The organism is Sagittula marina, from assembly GCF_014196795.1.
In the GTDB taxonomy this organism is placed as follows: Bacteria; Pseudomonadota; Alphaproteobacteria; order Rhodobacterales; family Rhodobacteraceae; genus Sagittula; species Sagittula marina.
In genome coordinates this window covers 211,259-228,924 of record NZ_JACIEJ010000001.1, presented here as the reverse complement: position 1 = coordinate 228,924, position 17,666 = coordinate 211,259, and the positions used below count along the sequence as shown (strand labels likewise).

Sequence of the window (17,666 nt, the reverse complement as noted above, 5' to 3'; positions counted from 1 at the left end):
CAAAAGGTTGCCAGAGACGAAGCAGAAAGCAAACATCTAGACCCGGGGCTTAACTGTTCCGGATCTTTTCTCTTTTTTACTGCGAATTTAGGTATAGATAACGCCGCCTACATGTTTTTAGGACCGGGGCCTGGGTGAATGACGGAAATGCGACTTGGCAGCGGACTGCATCAACAAGCCGAAACCTCCGACCACGTGCTGAAATTGAGCGATCCTGTTCGTCTCGATGTGCTGAAGGCCAGCGGGCTGATGGCCGGTCATCCTGACAAACCCCACGATCGCTGCGTCCGTATGGCCAGCCGGATTCTCGGGGCGCCCGTCAGCCTTGTCTCTTACGTCGATACCGAGCGCCAGCACTTCAAGGCGCACATTGGCCTTGAAGGCAAAGCATCCGAAGATCAGGGAACACCGCTGACGCACTCCTTTTGCCAATATGTCGTCAGCTCCGGAAAGCCTCTGATGATCGCTGACTCACGCCTCGATCCTGTGCTGTCGGACAATGGCGCAGTGCACGATTTGAATGTGATCGCCTACCTCGGCGTGCCGATTCATGCTCCGGGCGGCGAGGTGCTTGGCTCTTTTTGTGTTATCGACGGCAAGCCCCGCGACTGGACGCAGGACGATCTGGACGCCCTGAACGACCTTGTTGCCATGCTGGAAACCGATCTTGCGCTGCGACAGACCGTCAGCGAACGCGACGTGGTATTGCAGGAAATGAACCACCGCGTGCGCAACCTGTTCTCGCTGATCAATGGCATGGTGCGCATGGATCGGCGCACCGCAACAAGTGTAGACGAGCTGGCTGAAAGCATCGCAAAACGCCTGAGCGCCCTGAATGCGGCGCACTCCATGATTGTCCCCGTGGTAGAGGCCAGCGACACCAAGCCCGACGCCGAAGGCGCTCAAATCGACGGTCTGCTGGAAAAACTTCTGGCGCCCTACTCTGGCGCAGCGCGACTGGATCTCTCCGGACCGGACGTGTGGATCGGACCAAAAGCGGCCGTTTACCTGGCCCTCACGGTGCATGAACTTGCAACGAATGCAGCGAAGTACGGTGCGTTGTCCGTCGAGGGCGGGCATCTTTGCGTGCAATGGCAGGTCAAGAATGAACGGCTGGAGATCGACTGGACGGAGACGGGCCAGTGCTGGGAAGACGTGACCCAGACAAAGGGCAGCGGCTTTGGCTCGCAACTGCTGAGCATCTCTGTCGAAGCTCAATTGTCGGGCACCATCGTAACAGACGTGACGCCGGACACCTTTTCCCATCACATCAGCCTGCCGATGGAGCGTCTGGCGCGTTAATCGTTCGCCTGATGTCAAAAAGACCGGGCGCACTCCTGAGTGGCCCGGTCTTTTTTTGGAGTCAAAGCCTTACGCCTGAAGCGTCTCTGTCGAGGAGAAGAACATCGCTTGGCTCACTGCCGAGCGCACCTGTTCTTCGGTGTACGGCTTGGCAATCAGGAACGCCGGTTCAGGGCTTTCACCCGTCAGCAGACGCTCCGGGAAAGCGGTGATGAAGATCACCGGAATGTCCGAATTGTCGCCAAGGATCTTGTTCACCGCGTCAACGCCGCTGGACAGGTCTGCGAGCTGAATGTCCGAAAGGATCAGATCCGGAGCCTGCTGCTCATAAAGCGCCAGCGCCTCTGTTTCCGTCTTGGCAATGCCTGTGACCTGATGGCCCATCTCGCCAACAATGCTCTCAAGGTCCATGGCGATGATTGCCTCATCCTCGATGATCATGACCTTGCCGTTGATCGACTTGGCCATCTCGACATAGGCGATGTCTACGAGCGAGCGCGCTTCATCCTCGGACACGTCCAGAACCGTACCCACTTCCTCGAACGACATCTCTTCGATTGTGTGCAGCAACAAAGCCTCGCGGGTGTCGCGTGTCAGACGGCCGAGGTGCTTTTGCGCCTTTGCCGCCAAACCGGCTGCATCGTCGGCCAGTGCACCTCCCGTGCTGTTCCAGATCATCTGAAACACCCGGAACAAAGCCACTTTCGCGGGGATGGAACGGTCAAAACTGTCGAAATCGCTCAGGATCGCCTCAAGAGTTGCGGCGGCATAGTTGTCGCCCTTCTCTTGTGACCCGGTTAACGCACGTGCGTAACGACGCAAAAACGGCAGGTTGCTGCCGATCACGCTGGTAAGATCCGAAGACTGAGATGTGCTCATCGTCTGCTTTCCATCAATATATTTTTCATTTGCTTGGGAACCAAACGCCTTGCACCCGGTTATGTTCCCGAGACAATGAAAAAAAGTGCAGGCAGAAGTGTGGGCGCGCGAAACTGCAGGGGACGCAGTGCGGCAGCCTATTTTTTTTCGGCTTGCAGGAACAAAACTCACGCATTCGTGTTGAGTTCCGAAACGATGGCAAAAGTGTGCAGCAGATGAACTCAGATCGGAAGACTTCAAAGGTGCAGCAGGAAATCGATGACAATCTGAAACGCGCCTACGGGGACGTTACGAAACAAGATGTGCCAGACCGGTTCACGGACCTTCTGGCTCAACTTCGTGCAGCCGAGGAGTCCGGCGGCCCCGAAGGCGGTGACAGCAATGCAGAATCGTGATCCACGCGACCAGTTGGTCGATCACTTGGGTGCAATGCGTGCGTTCGCCATGTCGCTGACCGGCAACTCGGCTTTGGCCGATGACATGGTTCAGGATTCTCTCGTCAAAGCTTGGACGAAAATCGATTCATTTGAAACTGGAACCAATTTGCGGGCTTGGCTGTTTACCATCCTGCGGAACACCTATTACTCCCACCACCGCAAGGCCCGCCGCGAAGTGGGCGATCCCGACGGGACGTTCTCGGCCAGCTTGGCCCAGAAGCCGGACCACGACGGGCGCCTTCAGATGCGGGACTTCAATACAGCATTTGCGACGCTCTCCGATGAACAGCGCGAGGCGCTGGTTCTGGTGGGTGCAGAGGGGTTCTCCTACGAAGAAGCCGCAGAAACTTGTGGTGTCGCTGTGGGAACCGTGAAAAGCCGGGTTAACCGGGCGCGGGCGCGGTTGGCGGAGCTGATGGGTCTCGACGAGAATGAGCATCTGGAACTTACGGACCGGGTGACCTCAGGCATCGTTGCGGCGCAAAAGCACGCTATGTGATGAAACAATAAATGAGCTTTGAGCGTGTTGAAGGTCCTGTCCAAAAGCCTAGGGGCGCGGATCGCGTTCCTCATGTCCCTGGCAATGCTGCCGCTGGGCCTGATCTCGATCTACCAGACGCAAGTCGTGGTGGACGAGGCTCAGGCTCTGTCGCGCGCCGCATTGCTGTCGGAGACAATGGCAGCCGCCAGCGGCGAGCGTGAGCTAATTCAGCAAGCGCTCGGCTCCGCACGGGGTTTGGCATCGGCCGTCATCAACACAACGGGCGAGCCGTGTGACGAAATTCTGGCCAATTTCGTCAACAATCAACAAACTTACATTTATGCCAGCTACGTTCAGGCCGATGGTGCGATGAACTGTAGTTCCGCCGGCGAAAGGCGGGTTTTCTCTGATGCTGGCATGATGGCAGAAGCGATGGCTCAAAATGGCCCCCGGGTAGAGATGCTGCCATCGGGCCCGATGACCGGGCAACCCGTCATCATCGCATCTCATCCCGTGGTCCTCGACGGCGAGACACTCGGCATTCTGTCCATTTCGATCCCCAATTCCCTGGCAGAGTCGTTGATGGATAACCCGATGCCATCCAACGAGTTGAAGCTCGCCTCGGTAAACATCGAAGGCAAAGTGATTTCCGCATCCGAAGGTGTGCGCGCCGCCGCGACGTTCCTGCCACAGAATGTCCCGCTTGATGAACTGGTCACGCGTGTCGGCAAAACGTTCAGTGCCTCTGCCGGCAACGGAGAGGAGCGTTTCTTTGCTGTCGCGCCTATGATCGACGACGTGCTGGTTCTCGTAGGAAGCTGGCCTGTATCCGTCGCCAGCAGCAGTGGCGAAGGTCCACGCGCCAGAATGGCCGTGATCTTCCCGGCGCTGATGTGGCTGACCGGAATAGCGGTCGCCTTTCTCGGTTTGCAACAACTGGTCGTACGGCACGTCAAACAGTTACGGTCTGCCATGCGCCAATTTGCCTTGGGCGAGCGCCATGCCGAGCCACTGAAGCTGCAAAACCCCCCCGAAGAGCTGGAAGAAGCACAGCGCGCCTTCAATCGCATGGTTCTGATCCTGACAGACGCCGAAGCCCGTCAGGAACAGGACCTGCACGACAAGGAAGTGTTGCTGAAAGAAGTTCACCATCGGGTCAAGAACAACCTGCAGCTCATCGCATCGATCATGAACATGCAGGCGCGGTCTGCACGTTCCGCCGAAGCGCGCCACATGCTTGCCGGGCTTCAGCGCCGGGTGCGCGGCCTCGCGATGCTGCACCGGACGCTCTATACCACCACCGACCTGACCACTGTCGATTCCCAGGATCTGATTCAGGCGGTAGTGGACGACGTTTCGACCATGTCCCGCGACGGCTCCGTCGTCCTGAAATGCGAGATTGCCAGCGTCCCCCTGTTCCCCGATCAGGCGGTTCCGTTGTCCATGCTTGTGACCGAAGCCCTGTCCAACGCCTACAAGTATGTCGGCACCTCGTCCGACGCCGCGCCGCGCATCTCGATCACTGTCGGCGAGGCAGATGGAGACATGGTGAACCTACGGGTGGAAAACAGCGTTGGGAGCGACGACGGCCGATCCGACGATGAGGCTGAGAACACCGATGGACTTGGAAACCGCCTCATGACCGCCTTTGTTCGCCAACTGGACGGACAAGTGACCCATTCCAGAGAGGTTGACTGCTACGCGCTTGAAATCACTTTCCCGCGCCGAGGGTTCACGCCTCAGAAAAAGGTTAATAATGCCGCTTGATTTCGATGTCCTCATCACGGCGGACGAAGCATGGCCCGAGTTTGAACGCGCTGTGCTTGACGCCAAGACGGAGATCCTGGGCGGTTTTCGTATTTTTGACATGACCACGAAGCTGCGCAGCCCCGAAGGCCGCGCAATAGGGGAAGACTGGTTCGACCTGCTGGCCCATGCTTTGAAACGCGGCGTCAAAGTCGTATTGGTGGTCAGCGACTTCGATCCCGTCATCGGCACCCCACTGCATGAACTTGCCTGGCGTACGGTGCGCCAAGGCGTCGCGCTGTCCGAAATGGTCGATGTCTCCCCCGGCCAGCTGGAGGTGCGCGCAACCATGCACCCGGCCAAGCCTGGAATATTGCCTTGGCTGGCGTTGTTGCCAGCCGCGATCATCAAGCGCTCCCGCCGTCTGCAACGGATGCGCCACGCCCGCTTGAGCCGTGAAGCCGTCGGTCTGGACAGCGGCAGCCTGCCCGAGCTTCACACCGTCACGCACCACCAGAAACTGGCGGTGATCGACGGGGAGGTGCTGTATGTCGGCGGCCTCGACCTGAACGAGCGCCGCTTTGACACCCCCAAGCACGAGCTTCCGTCAAATCTGACCTGGTCGGATGTCCAGCTGATCATACGCGGTCCGGAGGCAAAGGATGCGCGCGAGCATCTTCTGACCTTCGAAACGCTCTGCGGGGCAAGGACGCAGCCAAAGGCGCTGCCGCTGATCAAGCGCACCCTGTCCTGCCCACGCAAATTCCAGCTGCCCTTTCTGTCACCAAATTCCATGTTGCACGAGATCGAAGACGCTTATGTGAGCGCCTTCCGCAGCGCGCAGCATCTCATCTATGCAGAGACGCAATTCCTGCGGTCTGGTTATCTGGCCGATGCGCTGGCCGAAGAGGCTGCGAAAAAACCCGATCTGACAGCCTTCTTCGTGACCCCGGCCCTCCCCGAAGATGTGGCCTTCGAAGGCAACGAAGCAGTGGATGCCAAATTCGGCCTCGGCTTGGAACGTGATGCCATGGCCACTCTGCGAGAGGCCTTTGGGGATCGCGTGACCTTTGCCGCGCCGGTCCGTCCGGTGTTTGCAGCGCGCGAATCCAAGGCTGTGCTTTCCGGGTCGCCCATCATATACGTTCACAACAAGGTGTTGGTAAGCGACGACAATATAGGTATCGTCGGGTCAGCCAACATGAACGGTCGGTCCATGCGGTGGGACACTGAAGTGGCGGTCGAAACAACCCAGCCGGAGCGTGTCGCTTTGCTGAGAAGGAAGCTCTTCGACCATTGGTGGTTCAACCCGCTGCCGGACGAAGCCCGCCATCCCCGCACCTTGCAGGCGTGGTGGGACGCGGAAATAAAACGCAACGGGGTGCGGCTGCCGGAACATCGAAGCGGTTTCCTGGTGCCCTTCGATCAGGACAAAGGGTCTGAACTGGCGCAACCAATGCCGGGTGTGACTGAAAACCTCGTCTGACTCCGTGCATCTGGGGCAGGCCAAAAACCCGGAGCCAGCAATGAGCCGAGGCCGCACTGCAAACAGCCCCTTCCAGATCCCCCGCAAGGGACTGATCGACGTTGTCATGCGCATCTACAATACCATGATCGTTGACAATCTTGGCTTGCTGGCTGCGGGGATCGCGTTCTACGGCCTGCTGTCCCTCTTTCCCGCGATCACCGCCGGCGTGGCGCTGGCCGGAATGGTGACGGACCCGTCCTTCCTTATCGACGTCTCCGATCCGATTTCAAACGTCCTGCCTTCTGCTGCGGCGGAAATCCTCATGGGCCAGCTGACCAGCGTTGTGACCACCTCGAATGACACGCTCGGGTGGGCCGCCGTTTTCGCCATAGCGCTGGCGCTTTATTCCGCATCAAAGGCCATGGCCAACCTGATCATCGGCCTCAACGTCATCAATGGCGAGCGGGAGACGCGCAATATCGTCAAGCTGAAGGCCATAAACGTGGTCATGACCCTATGCCTGATCATCGGCATCCTCACGGCTGTCGGGATTGTTGCAGCCATGCCGACGATCGCTGCGGTGGTCTCGAAGAACGCGCAATTCACGACCTTCGTGCTGATCCTGCGTTGGCCTTTACTGTTCATTCTCGGCGTCTTTGGCATCGCCATGCTGTACCGTTTCGGCCCGTCCCGTCGCAAAGCGCGGTGGCGCTGGCTGACCCCCGGCGCGGCCCTGGCCTGTGCGCTCTGGGTTGCCGGCAGCGTTGGGTTCAGCCGCTACGTCCAGTCCTTTGGCAGCTACAACGAGACATTCGGAGCCCTTGGCGGCGTGATAGTTCTGCTCACATGGCTGTGGCTGTCCGCCTACATCGTATTGCTGGGCGCGACGCTCGATGCCGAGATGGAAGCGCAGACCCGTCTGGACACAACGGTTGGCAAAGATCGGCCTCTTGGCCAGCGTGGCGCGGTAAAAGCAGACACGCTAGGCGATCTTTCCGGGGAACCCTGAGCCGTCCCATCCGTTAGCTCCTCGAACAACGAACACGAGGACCTCATGGACCTGATCCGCATTATATTCGCCATCCTGCTGCCGCCCTTGGGCGTATTCCTGCAAGTTGGACTTGGAAAACACTTCTGGCTCAACATCCTGCTGACGCTCTGTGGCTATATCCCCGGCATTGTACACGCTGTCTGGATCATCGCCCGGCGCTGATTGATTGGCCGCCCTCTAATCTGGCCTCATGCAAATTATTTTGGCATTACCGGAACCGACGCCGCGTAACCACGTTGAGATGCAGAAGTTAAGACACTGAAATCAGATAAGGAATACTTTCATGCGTATTGGTGCAGTCATCGCAGCCATTATTGCAGTCGTCGTAATCGGCTTCGGCATTTACATGATCGACATTGACCAGACCGAAGAAGGCTCGATGCCCGAGGTCTCTGTCGAAGGCGGTAATCTGCCCGAATTCGACGCAGAAGTTGGTGACGTCGATGTGACCGAAGAAGAGGTCACTGTCACTGTTCCGGAAATCGAAGTTACCCCGCCGGAAGATGATAATAACTGATCACTCTTCCCGGCTGTCTAACGCAACTTAATCAAGCAATGGAGTAAGTCATGGACAACGATCGTATCGAAGGCAACTGGACTGAACTCAAAGGCAGGCTGCGTGAAGCGTACGGCGACCTCACAGATGACGATCTGGAGCAAGCCAAGGGCAACCGTGAACAGCTTGAAGGCAAGCTTCAGCAAAAGCTGGGCAAGGAAAAAGACGAAGTTCGCAAGATTGTGGATGACGCGATGGCCAACAATCGGGCCTGAGACCTAAAATACAGGGAAGCGGCGAATTACCTCGTGCCGCGGACTTGTCGAAGACGCCGGTCGCTGAAAAGCGGTCGGCGTTTTTGCTGCTGGACAGTCTGCAGACGCAGACAAGATGCAGACATCCGTGCAATCCAGGATATATGTCTTGGGGGTCACTGGGCGAACGGGCCGACATTGGACAATGACACGTCAGGACCAGCTGACCGCAAAACAGCCTTTCGTGACTTTCCCAGCGAAAAAGCACGTTCCGCCCCGAGGTCGGTCGATGGGGCAGCTAGGCACATTCCGGTCTTCTGAGACTCAATGACCTTGGCATTGACCAATATTGAAGTGGGACAATAGCAAAAGGTCGCACAATTATCGGCCCCACTGGGACCTCAAGTGCACTCCAACAATACGCTCTGGTAAATTGGTCGGAGCGAGAGGATTCGAACCTCCGGCCCCTGCCTCCCGAAGACAGTGCTCTACCAGGCTGAGCTACGCTCCGACCGTGATGCGCGGGATATAACCACCGCGCGAATTTGGCAAGAGACGTTTTCGCCCCCTGCCAATCAAAATGCTAGCCTGCTTTGACAGCGGCCTGCGCGCTGTCTGCCGCCATTTTCCGACGATCCGACGGGCGCAGGAAGGGCGAAATCCGGAAAGACGACCCATAACCGCGCGATCGTGTTCGCAGAACCGGTGTCTGGCTGTCGCCCTTCGTGCTTTCGCGGGCAACGATGTAGATGCCGGATGCGATGATGATGCCGGCCCCGATGATCGTGTAGGTGTCGATGGTCTCTTCGAACAGGAAAAATCCGTAGGCACTGGCCCAAAGGATCTGGGAGTACTGCATGGGGGCGACGATGGCGGCCTCCCCCGATTTATAGGCCGCGATCAGGAACAGTCCCGCGACAAAGCCCAGCAGCGAAATCATGGAGGTCGCGCCAATATCAACAATCGGCATCGGCTTATAGACGGCGATCATCAGGATTCCGACCACCACGAAATTCGCAGCCATAGGATAAAGCAACAGCGTGACGGACCGTTCTGCATGACCCACCTTGCGCACAATGATCGATGCGGTCGCGCCAAACACCGCGGACCCCATCGCCGCGAGATGACCGCTCGACAGTTCCGTGGAACCGGGCCGCAGCACCACCATCACCCCCAACAGACCGACGCCCACAGCCAGGCCACGGCGCCAGCCCACCTGCTCCCCCAGCAACGGAATCGACAGCAACGTGATCAACAGCGGCGTGGCAAACAGGATCGCATAGGTCTGCGCCAGTGGCAGCACGGAGAATGCATAAAAGGCGCACATCCCGTTCAGCACTGCGGCAGTGGTCCGAATGGCCGTCCACCACGGATGCACGGGACGCAGGGTGCCGGGCATCGGGTCGCGCATCAGCATGAAGCTGACCAGCGGAAACGACATCAAGGAAGAAAAAAAGATCACTTGGAACGGAGAATAGCCCCCGCCCAAATATTTGACGACCACGTCATGCGTGGCAAAAATACCGAAGGCGGTCAGCGCGAAAAACGCGCCTTTTGCGTTTGGTGACATGTGGGGAACCTGCTTTGCGTATGGCCTGACGCTATGCATGGTCTCCGCAAACTTGCAAGGGTGCGCCCGCCATGTTTTGCCGCATCACTTTGATATCGCTTATTATGTGACCTTCTTTGCATTTGGATCAAAGCCATCACACATTCACGGATGACAAAACGGGCAGCGCAATACTGCACCGCCCGTTAACTTTCTTATGACATCAATGCCTTACAGGGAGGCGTCAAGTGCCGCCACAACGGCATCACCCATCTCGGACGTGGAAACCGGGGTTACGCCCTCTTCGCCCAGCAGATCGGCGGTGCGTTTGCCGTCGGCCAGCACCTGCTCCACTGCCTTTTCGAGGCGGTCCGCTTCTTCGCCCATGTCGAAGGAGTAGCGCAGCGCCATGGCGAACGACAGGATACAGGCAATCGGGTTCGCCTTGCCCTGACCGGCAATATCCGGCGCAGAGCCATGGACCGGCTCATACAGTGCCTTGGGACGACCGTTCTCCATCGGTTGCCCCAACGAGGCAGACGGCAGCATTCCCAGCGACCCCGTCAGCATCGCTGCGGCGTCGGACAGAAGGTCGCCGAACAGGTTGTCGGTCACGATCACATCGAACTGCTTGGGCCAGCGGCAGAGCTGCATCGCGCCGGCGTCTGCATACATATGAGACAGCTCGACCTCGGGATATTCCTTGCCAACCTCGGTGACGACTTCGCGCCACAGGATGCCGGATTCCATGACGTTGGCCTTCTCCATGGAACACAGCTTCTTGCCGCGCTTCATCGCCAACTCAAAGGCAGAGCGCGCCACGCGGTCGATCTCGGACTCCGTGTAGCGCTGCGTGTTGATACCCACGCGCTCATTGCCCTCTTCGATGATGCCGCGCGGCTCACCGAAGTAGATGCCGGACGTCAGTTCCCGCACGATCATGATATCAAGACCGGCCACCACGTCCTTCTTCAGCGAGGAGAAGTCCGCCAGCGCGTCAAAGCACTGCGCCGGACGCAGGTTGGCAAACAGGTCCATTTCCTTGCGCAGACGCAACAGACCACGCTCTGGCTTCACGCTGAAATCAAGGTTGTCGTACTTCGGACCGCCCACGGCCCCCAGCAGGACGGCGTCGACGGTTTGCGCCTTCGCCATGGTGTCATCGTGCAGCGGTGTGCCGTGCTTGTCGTAGGCCGCGCCCCCCACCAGATCCTCGGACACGTCAAAGGCGAGATCGCGCTTTGCACCGTACCAGTCAATGATCTTGCGCACTTCGGCCATGACTTCGGGACCGATCCCGTCACCGGGCAGGATAAGAAGCGAGGGGTTGGACATGGGCTAAACTCCGGTTTTCGTGATGGAACGGGCGTAGACCGCACGGGTTGTAGGGTCAATGCAATCTGACGACAGGAGGCTCTTATGCTGACCCCGACCCAACCCTTTCCCGATCTGACCTTGCCGACCCTTGGCGGTGACGACTTCGACGTGGCCCGCGACATGGGCGAAAACGGCACCGTCGTGGTTTTTTACCGCGGGGCGCATTGCCCGATCTGCAAAGCACAGCTCAAGGAGATCGAAGGCCTGCTTGACGAGGCTGCCGCGCAGAAGGTCAATGTCGTGGCTGTCAGCGGTGACACCAAGTCCCGCGCCGATGCCACCGTCGAAGAAACCGGCGTCAAGAACCTGACCATCGCGCATGACCTCTCCATGACCGAGGCGCGCAACTGGGGTCTGCACATCAGCAAGGCGCGTGACGGCTCGGACGAGCCGGAGCTGTTCAGCGAGCCAGGCATCTTCTACCTGCTGCCCGACGGGACCATCTATGCAAGCTGGGTGCAGTCCTTCCCCTTTGCCCGCCCATCTTTCGAGGACGTGCTGGCCGCCGTAAAGTTCCGCGCCGAAAAGGGTTACCCCGCCCGCGGCAGCTACACCGGCCCATTGGCCGAACATGACGGCACTTTGAAAGTGGAGGCCACCGACGGCCCTCATGCAGAAGCGTACTGATCCAGAATCGGATGTATCCCTGCCCGTGGCGCGTACCGGACGCGCCGCAGGCAGGGCGTTCACCAAATCACCTCTTACGCGGCCGGTCAGACCAACCGACGGGGCTTGGTGCATTTGGTAGCACCAGCTCCAAATCGGGGTGCGCTTCCCGAGCTCGCATCCAACGATGTCTCCGTACCGGCTGGCCAACGAATCTGAGCGCGATACGTCTGACCCAAGCAGACCGATATTAAGGGTGCCGATCTGATAGATGCTCAGTGTCGGCGAAACGGCATCCCGGCAGTTCGACTCGGCGACTGAGGCTTGGGGCGGACACGGGTCGCGACAGCGCCGACCTCAGGCAGATGGTAGTGACGTCGCATGGCGCACCGCAGGTCCGCCAATTCGCCACCCCCTGTCGGAATATTGCTTCACAAAAAACTGCCGCGCAGCAGCCGCTTTATGCCCTGTCCCAGCGGCGCCAAAAGAAGATCGAAGACCCCCTTCGGATGGGCCAGAATCGTGGGCGACATGGCCAAAGCCATTCATCGTGACCCAAAAGGCCGCGCGCATTTAACGCCGACCTGCAATCTGGCCGATCTGCCGAAACTCCTTTTCGCCCGACAAAATACCTAAGCGGGTCCCTAAATCCACAGCGGAAACGTACCTCCTTCAAACCGTGACGACAGCAATACCGCCCTTCAGGATCGCGCTCTTCAGCAATCCGTCAAACGCGTCACGGAACCAGCCAGCGTCATGTCCAAGATTTCCGAACCACCAATCGATATGTGTCAGATAGCCCTGCATCCCCCACCGACCTTTGAGGTTGTGAAAAATGCTTTAGTGGTTGCGCTGCTAACTCTGGCAGAAGGCGTAGATCCTTGGCCATCTCAGGCCATATCCTGTAGAAATGCCCTGACGGACAGCGGTTGCTTCTGTCAATCAGGCGGCTGGCCTGGTCGAAGTCCGGCACGCCTGCACATGCCCCAGGCAATTCAGCCGTTCCAACCCACCAGTTAGATACCCCCTGCCATTTGGCGTGAACCACATTGACTTAGGTCGGTTGTGTTTACGTGGTTTCGACCATTCTGCCGCCGTACCGTGGCAGACGGCTGTGGCTTGAGCAATTGCCCCTTCGCAGGCACAGCCACATCCACCCAAACCAGCCGATGGGCCCCATGCACCCTTGGCGCTTCACGTGGTATAAGGCCCGCTCCCATCACCTCCAGCACCCGATCCGGCAGCACGTAGCTGACACGCATCGGGCCGGTCTGGTCCCATGTCACAGTGTCAGTGCCCGCCTGCGGATCTTGCAACCGAGGATGCGCAAGCATGGCCCTCACTCCATCATGCAGCCCATCGCCCCGGTCCGGATCGACATTGAAGTTTCCCAAGACCACCGCCGGAACATCAGGCGGCGCGCCAAGTCGCCCATCAAGGTAATGCCCCCAGAGAGTCACCTCATCCAAGTTCCGGCGACCATTCCGATCCTCTGGGCCATCGAATACCGGTGGTGTCGCGGCGAGTGTCAAAAGCAATACGTCACCCTCGGGCGTTGCTACGCAGATCGCCCAATGCGCCACGCTCGATAGCCTCTGAACCTCTCGGGCTGCATCCGTCGGAGACATCGCACTGTCCGGCGCTTCCATCCAAAGAAGATCGCTGAAATCCCGCTCCAACGTTGGCGGATAGCGGGATAAAAGCGCCATGCCGCCCTGACCCGAAAATTGACCGTAGCCATGCGCATCTCGCGGCCTGCCAAAACGACCGTCTCCGTCAAGATCAAGACCCGTCGGCCAACCTGAATTCGGCCGTGTCGCATAGAGATACGGCAGGTCCAGACCATCCGCAGCCAGCCGATCCTGCAACGCGCCCAAAGCCGCATGGCCGGCGTCGAAATCAAAGTTGGTCAGAAGAAGGATGTCAGGTGCAGCTTCCAGTATGGGTGAGACGTCACGCTCATCCGCCAAGATATCTTGCAAGAGCAGCCCCGGCCCCTTGTCGCTGAAATCACCGTGCCATGTGGCAATCCGAACATCGGCGCGCGCGGCAAAGGCCACCAGCACATAACTCAACAGCAGGATCAGGCCAGCTGCACCTCGGCCTGCGCGTAAGCGCGTCGGCGCTTCTCTTCGATCAGATCCGCGATTCGCATCAGAGCGACGCCGCGCATGATCAAGCTTGTGGGCAAAAAGGACCATGCGATCATCGTCCAAATCAGCGGTTGGTGGTCGATAAGGTTCGGTGCAGCGTCCCAGGTCGATGTCATTTTGAGAACTGCCGGAATCAAGAATGGCAGTAGAAACCCTAAGGCCACGTTAAAATGGCTATCGCGTTTCAGCCGGTACAGCACGTCGCCCCCGGTCGTCGGGTCGAACAGCGGCAGATTCACCCAAAAGTTGAAAGCCCCATTGCGGATCGGCCAGTCCAACAGACGCACAACGGCGACAAATACCAACATGGTTACCAACGAAATGAGATAGGCCAAACCCGCCATCGTGCGTATCAGATCGCGCGCCGGGCCAGACGCATCGCCGGGCGAGACAAGAACCATCAACCGCACGGGTGAAAACGGAAAATCCATCGCCTCGCCAATGTTGTATCCCACCTCATTCAGCAGGTCTGTGAGGCCGGTGGGGTGGATCGAACCACGTGCGATCAGCGTCAGCACCAGGACCGAGGCCAGCAAAGCTCCGAACCGCATCCGGTTGAACGGCGGCGCGTCACGAAATTCAATCAATGAGGGAAATTCAGAAACGTATTCAGAAAATGTCAGAACCGCAGCAACCAGCGCCAGCAGCGCGACGATCTGGGCGGAATCGTTGTTCACGTCTGGAAGCAACATCGCGGGAATCGCGATGAGGAATGCAACAAGGAAAGCGCGCGCCGCAGCCGCCACCATACGTGAGATCACTAATCTGCCCTTCCGTTCCGGACAGTCACGATGCAATGCCGCGACCTTGTTCCATCCCGTTCCCCGCCAATTTATGGCGGGCTGCCTCATTCTCGCCCAAATTCTGCCCTTTTTCACGAGGCACGACAACAACAAGGTCGGGAGTCACACGATTTTCCAGCGCCAAAGCGGTGTGACTGGTGCCGGAATGCATCAATGACGCAGCATCCCCGTGACGTTGATGTGGTGGCTCACAAGATGTTGTGTCGCAAGGAAAATCTGACGCAAATCGAACAAGCAGCCCGCCGTATCTGATCCAAAGGGTCGTCAAAACAGTCACATATGGAGCAGGCCCAGAAGCCTGACGCGGTGCAGGCCCGCTGCCTGACGAACGCGCCCGCCACATGTGGTCATGTCAAAGGTCAGGCGTGGCTGTGATCTTTATCCAAATCTTCACGCAACTGGGCCAGCCTGCGCGGCCGCAGCATCAGGAACGCCACACCGGTGGAGATCAGTTCAATCCCCAGCAGCACACCCGGCACGGTCGCAGAGGCGCTCAGCAAATTGAAGGCGATCAGCAAAGCCAAAGCGACGGAAACAGCTCCGGAGAGCGCCAGCATCCATGTGCTGTCAGCGGTCCGACGGGCAAACGCGAGGTACAGCTGCATCGCGCCGGACACAAAGAACAGCACGCCCAGCAGCACAGTCAAGGACACCAGTCCGGTCAACGGGTTAAGGATGAAGCTCAGGCCCAACGCCACTTCGAGCAGACCGAATATGCCGCTCCACAAGCGACTGTCCCGGTCCCGAAACGCGCCGACGATGTGGACCGCCCCGGCAAACAAGAACGACCATCCGACAATCAGGGCAACCGTAACCGAGGCCGCGAAGGGCAGCAGCAAGGCCAGTATGCCGCCGACGATCAAAACAATACCTGAGATCACGAAAAATGTGCGGGAGGTCATTTGAGCTTCTCCAAGTAACGAGGACTTAAATCAACGTTTCGAAATCCGTACAGTTCCTTGGCGGACATAACAAAAGGCCCGCGCGATGGCGGGCCTTTCGGATCATGTGATCGGGCGTCAGACCCAGGGACGCTCTTGCGCCATCTTGGTCTCGTAAGTGTCGATCGCCGGCGCCTTTTCCAGCGACAAGCCGATATCGTCGAGCCCTTCGAGCAGGCAATGCTTCTTGAACGAATCCAGCTCGAAGGAGAAGGTTTCCCCTTCGGACGTCGACACGGTCTGGTTTTCCAGATCGACGATCATGCGCGCGTTGGAACCCTTCTCCGCATCCTTCATCAACACGTCCACGGCCTCTTGCGGCAGCACGATCGGCAGGATGCCGTTCTTGAAGCAGTTGCTGTAAAAGATGTCGGCAAAGCTGGTCGAGATGATCGACTTGATGCCGAAGTCCTTCAACGCCCAAGGTGCGTGTTCGCGCGACGAACCGCAGCCAAAGTTGTCGCCCGCAATCAGGATCTCCGCATCGCGATATTGCGGCTGGTTCAGCACGAAACCGGGGATCTCGTTGCCTTGCCGGTCGTAGCGCATCTCGTCAAAGAGGTTCACGCCCAGACCGGACCGCTTGATCGTCTTGAGGAAGATCTTCGGGATAATCATGTCGGTGTCGATGTTGACCAACGGCATGGGGGCCGCGATCCCGGTGAGTTTTTGGAACTTTTCCATGGTCAGTCCTTAGACAGCGGTTTCGGTCATCAATTCACGCACATCGGTCAGACGACCGGTCAGTGCAGCCGCCGCGGCCATGCCCGGCGAGACGAGGTGCGTGCGACCCTTGTAGCCCTGACGGCCCTCGAAGTTGCGGTTCGAGGTCGATGCGCAACGCTCGTTCTCGGACAGCTGATCGGGGTTCATGGCAAGACACATGGAACAGCCCGCCATGCGCCATTCAAAGCCAGCGTCGATGAAGATCTTGTCGAGACCTTCCTCTTCCGCCTGAGCGCGCACAAGACCGGAGCCAGGCACGACCATCGCGCGACCGACCTTGATCTTCTTGCCTTCGACAACCTTTGCGGCGGCACGCAGATCTTCGATCCGGCCGTTGGTGCAGGACCCGATGAACACGGTGTCGATCTCGATGTCGGTCAGCTTCTGACCGGCGGTCAAGCCCATGTATTCAATGGCGCGCTTGGCCGCTTCGACCTTGCCACCCTTGAAGCTTTCCGGTGCAGGCACGACAGAGGAAATCGGCAGCACGTCCTCAGGCGAGGTGCCCCAGGTCACAACCGGCTCGATCTCTTCGCCTTTCAGCGTCACGACCTTGTCGAATTGCGCGCCTTCGTCGGTGTAGAGCGTTTTCCACCAGTCCAGAGCCGCCTCGAATTGCGCACCCTTCGGCGCGTGCGGGCGGCCTTTGACGTATTCAAAGGTTTTCTCGTCAGGCGCGATCAGGCCCGCGCGTGCGCCGCCTTCGATGGCCATGTTGCAGACCGTCATGCGGCCTTCCATTGACAGTTCGCGGATCGCCTCGCCACAGTATTCGATGACGTATCCGGTGCCGCCACCGGTGCCGGTCTCGCCGATCACGGCCATCGTGATGTCCTTGGCGGTCACACCGGGATTGAGCTTGCCGGTGATCTCGACCTTCATGTTCTTGGACTTCTTCTGGATCAGCGTCTGCGTGGCCAGCACGTGCTCCACCTCGGAGGTGCCAATGCCGTGCGCCAGCGCGCCAAAGGCGCCGTGCGTCGCGGTGTGGCTGTCACCACAAACCACGGTCATGCCCGGCAGGGTCCAGCCTTGTTCCGGACCAACGATGTGCACGATGCCCTGACGGACGTCGCTCACCGGGTAGTAGTGGATGCCGAATTCCTTGGCGTTGGTGTCCAGCGCGGCCACCTGAATGCGGCTGTCCTCCGGCATCTGGTCGGGGTTGTCGCGGCCCAGCGTGGTGGGCACGTTGTGATCCGGCACGGCGATGGTCTTGTCCGGTGCGCGCACGGTGCGGTTCGCCATGCGCAGCCCTTCAAAGGCCTGCGGCGAGGTCACTTCGTGAACCAGGTGGCGGTCGATATAAAGCAGACAAGTGCCGTCAGCGTCCTCGGATACGACATGCGCATCAAAGATCTTGTCATAAAGCGTCTTGGGGGACATTGGTCCTCTCC

At 58.8% G+C, this 17,666-nt stretch carries 19 protein-coding genes, 1 tRNA gene and 1 pseudogene; 11 read left to right on the top strand and 10 right to left on the bottom strand.

Annotation, left to right across the window (positions count from 1 at the left end):
- Nucleotides 1–138 precede the first annotated feature (138 nt).
- Nucleotides 139–1,302: a GAF domain-containing protein gene (locus tag GGQ68_RS01010; RefSeq protein ID WP_183962531.1), complete on the top strand. Its 1,164-nt coding sequence runs from the start codon at nt 139–141 to the stop codon at nt 1,300–1,302.
- A 69-nt stretch (nt 1,303–1,371) separates the two neighbouring features.
- Here the strand turns inward: GGQ68_RS01010 and GGQ68_RS01005 are convergent, their stop codons facing one another.
- Nucleotides 1,372–2,181 (bottom strand): response regulator, encoded by an 810-nt coding sequence (locus GGQ68_RS01005; RefSeq protein ID WP_183962530.1) that lies wholly within the window; start codon nt 2,179–2,181, stop codon nt 1,372–1,374.
- Here GGQ68_RS01005 and GGQ68_RS24675 point away from each other — a divergent pair.
- From GGQ68_RS24675 to GGQ68_RS00965, 8 genes are all read left to right on the top strand, one after another.
- On the top strand, nt 2,172–2,576 hold the full coding sequence (locus GGQ68_RS24675) for a NepR family anti-sigma factor (RefSeq protein WP_343055796.1): 405 nt from the start codon (nt 2,172–2,174) through the stop codon (nt 2,574–2,576). The genes GGQ68_RS01005 and GGQ68_RS24675 overlap by 10 nt on opposite strands.
- On the top strand, nt 2,563–3,117 hold the full coding sequence (locus GGQ68_RS00995) for an RNA polymerase sigma factor (RefSeq protein ID WP_183962529.1): 555 nt from the start codon (nt 2,563–2,565) through the stop codon (nt 3,115–3,117). Before GGQ68_RS24675 ends, GGQ68_RS00995 begins: the two co-directional genes overlap by 14 nt.
- 24 nt (nt 3,118–3,141) lie before the next feature.
- On the top strand, nt 3,142–4,866 hold the full coding sequence (locus GGQ68_RS00990; RefSeq protein ID WP_183962528.1) for a histidine kinase dimerization/phosphoacceptor domain -containing protein: 1,725 nt from the start codon (nt 3,142–3,144) through the stop codon (nt 4,864–4,866).
- Entirely contained in the window at nt 4,856–6,331 is a 1,476-nt protein-coding gene (locus GGQ68_RS00985; RefSeq protein ID WP_183962527.1) for a phospholipase D family protein, read from the top strand. Before GGQ68_RS00990 ends, GGQ68_RS00985 begins: the two co-directional genes overlap by 11 nt.
- 40 nt (nt 6,332–6,371) lie before the next feature.
- The gene (locus GGQ68_RS00980; protein WP_183962526.1) at nt 6,372–7,322 is read left to right on the top strand and encodes a YihY/virulence factor BrkB family protein; all 951 of its coding nucleotides are present in this window, start codon (nt 6,372–6,374) and stop codon (nt 7,320–7,322) included.
- A 45-nt stretch (nt 7,323–7,367) separates the two neighbouring features.
- Nucleotides 7,368–7,526 carry a YqaE/Pmp3 family membrane protein gene (locus GGQ68_RS00975; RefSeq protein ID WP_183962525.1) on the top strand — a complete coding sequence of 53 codons (159 nt, stop codon included), beginning with the start codon at nt 7,368–7,370 and terminating at the stop codon, nt 7,524–7,526.
- Nucleotides 7,527–7,647: 121 nt separating this feature from the next.
- The gene (locus GGQ68_RS00970) at nt 7,648–7,881 is read left to right on the top strand and encodes a hypothetical protein (RefSeq protein WP_183962524.1); all 234 of its coding nucleotides are present in this window, start codon (nt 7,648–7,650) and stop codon (nt 7,879–7,881) included.
- Nucleotides 7,882–7,931: 50 nt separating this feature from the next.
- Complete coding sequence (locus GGQ68_RS00965) at nt 7,932–8,135, top strand: CsbD family protein (RefSeq protein ID WP_183962523.1); 204 nt, start codon at nt 7,932–7,934, stop codon at nt 8,133–8,135.
- A gap of 413 nt (nt 8,136–8,548) precedes the next feature.
- Here GGQ68_RS00965 and GGQ68_RS00960 read toward each other — a convergent pair.
- The 3 genes from GGQ68_RS00960 to leuB form a co-directional block, all read right to left on the bottom strand.
- Nucleotides 8,549–8,625: transfer RNA gene (locus GGQ68_RS00960), tRNA-Pro, on the bottom strand.
- A 72-nt stretch (nt 8,626–8,697) separates the two neighbouring features.
- The gene (locus GGQ68_RS00955) at nt 8,698–9,684 is read right to left on the bottom strand and encodes a DMT family transporter (RefSeq protein WP_183962522.1); all 987 of its coding nucleotides are present in this window, start codon (nt 9,682–9,684) and stop codon (nt 8,698–8,700) included.
- Nucleotides 9,685–9,894: 210 nt separating this feature from the next.
- The gene (leuB, locus tag GGQ68_RS00950) at nt 9,895–10,998 is read right to left on the bottom strand and encodes a 3-isopropylmalate dehydrogenase (RefSeq protein WP_183962521.1); all 1,104 of its coding nucleotides are present in this window, start codon (nt 10,996–10,998) and stop codon (nt 9,895–9,897) included.
- An 84-nt stretch (nt 10,999–11,082) separates the two neighbouring features.
- Here leuB and GGQ68_RS00945 point away from each other — a divergent pair, with 84 nt between their 5' ends.
- Both GGQ68_RS00945 and GGQ68_RS24195 read left to right on the top strand, forming a co-directional pair.
- The gene (locus GGQ68_RS00945; protein WP_183962520.1) at nt 11,083–11,667 is read left to right on the top strand and encodes a peroxiredoxin-like family protein; all 585 of its coding nucleotides are present in this window, start codon (nt 11,083–11,085) and stop codon (nt 11,665–11,667) included.
- A gap of 269 nt (nt 11,668–11,936) precedes the next feature.
- A pseudogene (locus GGQ68_RS24195) lies at nt 11,937–12,282 on the top strand (IS5/IS1182 family transposase); the annotation flags it as partial.
- Between the two features lie 36 nt (nt 12,283–12,318).
- Here GGQ68_RS24195 and GGQ68_RS24540 read toward each other — a convergent pair.
- The 6 genes from GGQ68_RS24540 to leuC form a co-directional block, all read right to left on the bottom strand.
- Nucleotides 12,319–12,453, bottom strand: coding sequence for a hypothetical protein (locus GGQ68_RS24540; protein ID WP_281374571.1), 135 nt, complete (start codon nt 12,451–12,453; stop codon nt 12,319–12,321).
- A gap of 209 nt (nt 12,454–12,662) precedes the next feature.
- Nucleotides 12,663–13,712, bottom strand: coding sequence for an endonuclease/exonuclease/phosphatase family protein (locus tag GGQ68_RS00940; RefSeq protein ID WP_343055832.1), 1,050 nt, complete (start codon nt 13,710–13,712; stop codon nt 12,663–12,665).
- A 17-nt stretch (nt 13,713–13,729) separates the two neighbouring features.
- The gene (locus GGQ68_RS00935; RefSeq protein WP_343055794.1) at nt 13,730–14,560 is read right to left on the bottom strand and encodes a hypothetical protein; all 831 of its coding nucleotides are present in this window, start codon (nt 14,558–14,560) and stop codon (nt 13,730–13,732) included.
- Between the two features lie 401 nt (nt 14,561–14,961).
- Nucleotides 14,962–15,504: an HdeD family acid-resistance protein gene (locus GGQ68_RS00930; RefSeq protein WP_183962518.1), complete on the bottom strand. Its 543-nt coding sequence runs from the start codon at nt 15,502–15,504 to the stop codon at nt 14,962–14,964.
- Between the two features lie 117 nt (nt 15,505–15,621).
- Nucleotides 15,622–16,227, bottom strand: coding sequence for a 3-isopropylmalate dehydratase small subunit (gene leuD, locus GGQ68_RS00925; RefSeq protein WP_183962517.1), 606 nt, complete (start codon nt 16,225–16,227; stop codon nt 15,622–15,624).
- Nucleotides 16,228–16,236: 9 nt separating this feature from the next.
- Nucleotides 16,237–17,655, bottom strand: a complete 1,419-nt coding sequence (gene leuC, locus GGQ68_RS00920) for a 3-isopropylmalate dehydratase large subunit (RefSeq protein ID WP_183962516.1) — start codon at nt 17,653–17,655, stop codon at nt 16,237–16,239.
- Nucleotides 17,656–17,666 lie beyond the last annotated feature (11 nt).

Bases quoted from the DNA above. Each gene is read 5' to 3' on its own strand.
- GGQ68_RS01010 (WP_183962531.1), top strand. From the start codon at position 139: ATGACGGAAATGCGACTTGGCAGCGGACTGCATCAACAAGCCGAAACC.
- GGQ68_RS24675 (WP_343055796.1), top strand. From the start codon at position 2,172: ATGTGCTCATCGTCTGCTTTCCATCAATATATTTTTCATTTGCTTGGG.
- GGQ68_RS01005 (WP_183962530.1), bottom strand. From the start codon at position 2,181: ATGAGCACATCTCAGTCTTCGGATCTTACCAGCGTGATCGGCAGCAAC.
- GGQ68_RS00995 (WP_183962529.1), top strand. From the start codon at position 2,563: ATGCAGAATCGTGATCCACGCGACCAGTTGGTCGATCACTTGGGTGCA.
- GGQ68_RS00985 (WP_183962527.1), top strand. From the start codon at position 4,856: ATGCCGCTTGATTTCGATGTCCTCATCACGGCGGACGAAGCATGGCCC.
- GGQ68_RS00980 (WP_183962526.1), top strand. From the start codon at position 6,372: ATGAGCCGAGGCCGCACTGCAAACAGCCCCTTCCAGATCCCCCGCAAG.
- GGQ68_RS00975 (WP_183962525.1), top strand. From the start codon at position 7,368: ATGGACCTGATCCGCATTATATTCGCCATCCTGCTGCCGCCCTTGGGC.
- GGQ68_RS00970 (WP_183962524.1), top strand. From the start codon at position 7,648: ATGCGTATTGGTGCAGTCATCGCAGCCATTATTGCAGTCGTCGTAATC.
- GGQ68_RS00965 (WP_183962523.1), top strand. From the start codon at position 7,932: ATGGACAACGATCGTATCGAAGGCAACTGGACTGAACTCAAAGGCAGG.
- GGQ68_RS00955 (WP_183962522.1), bottom strand. From the start codon at position 9,684: ATGTCACCAAACGCAAAAGGCGCGTTTTTCGCGCTGACCGCCTTCGGT.
- leuB (WP_183962521.1), bottom strand. From the start codon at position 10,998: ATGTCCAACCCCTCGCTTCTTATCCTGCCCGGTGACGGGATCGGTCCC.
- GGQ68_RS00945 (WP_183962520.1), top strand. From the start codon at position 11,083: ATGCTGACCCCGACCCAACCCTTTCCCGATCTGACCTTGCCGACCCTT.
- GGQ68_RS24540 (WP_281374571.1), bottom strand. From the start codon at position 12,453: ATGCAGGGCTATCTGACACATATCGATTGGTGGTTCGGAAATCTTGGA.
- GGQ68_RS00930 (WP_183962518.1), bottom strand. From the start codon at position 15,504: ATGACCTCCCGCACATTTTTCGTGATCTCAGGTATTGTTTTGATCGTC.
- leuD (WP_183962517.1), bottom strand. From the start codon at position 16,227: ATGGAAAAGTTCCAAAAACTCACCGGGATCGCGGCCCCCATGCCGTTG.
- leuC (WP_183962516.1), bottom strand. From the start codon at position 17,655: ATGTCCCCCAAGACGCTTTATGACAAGATCTTTGATGCGCATGTCGTA.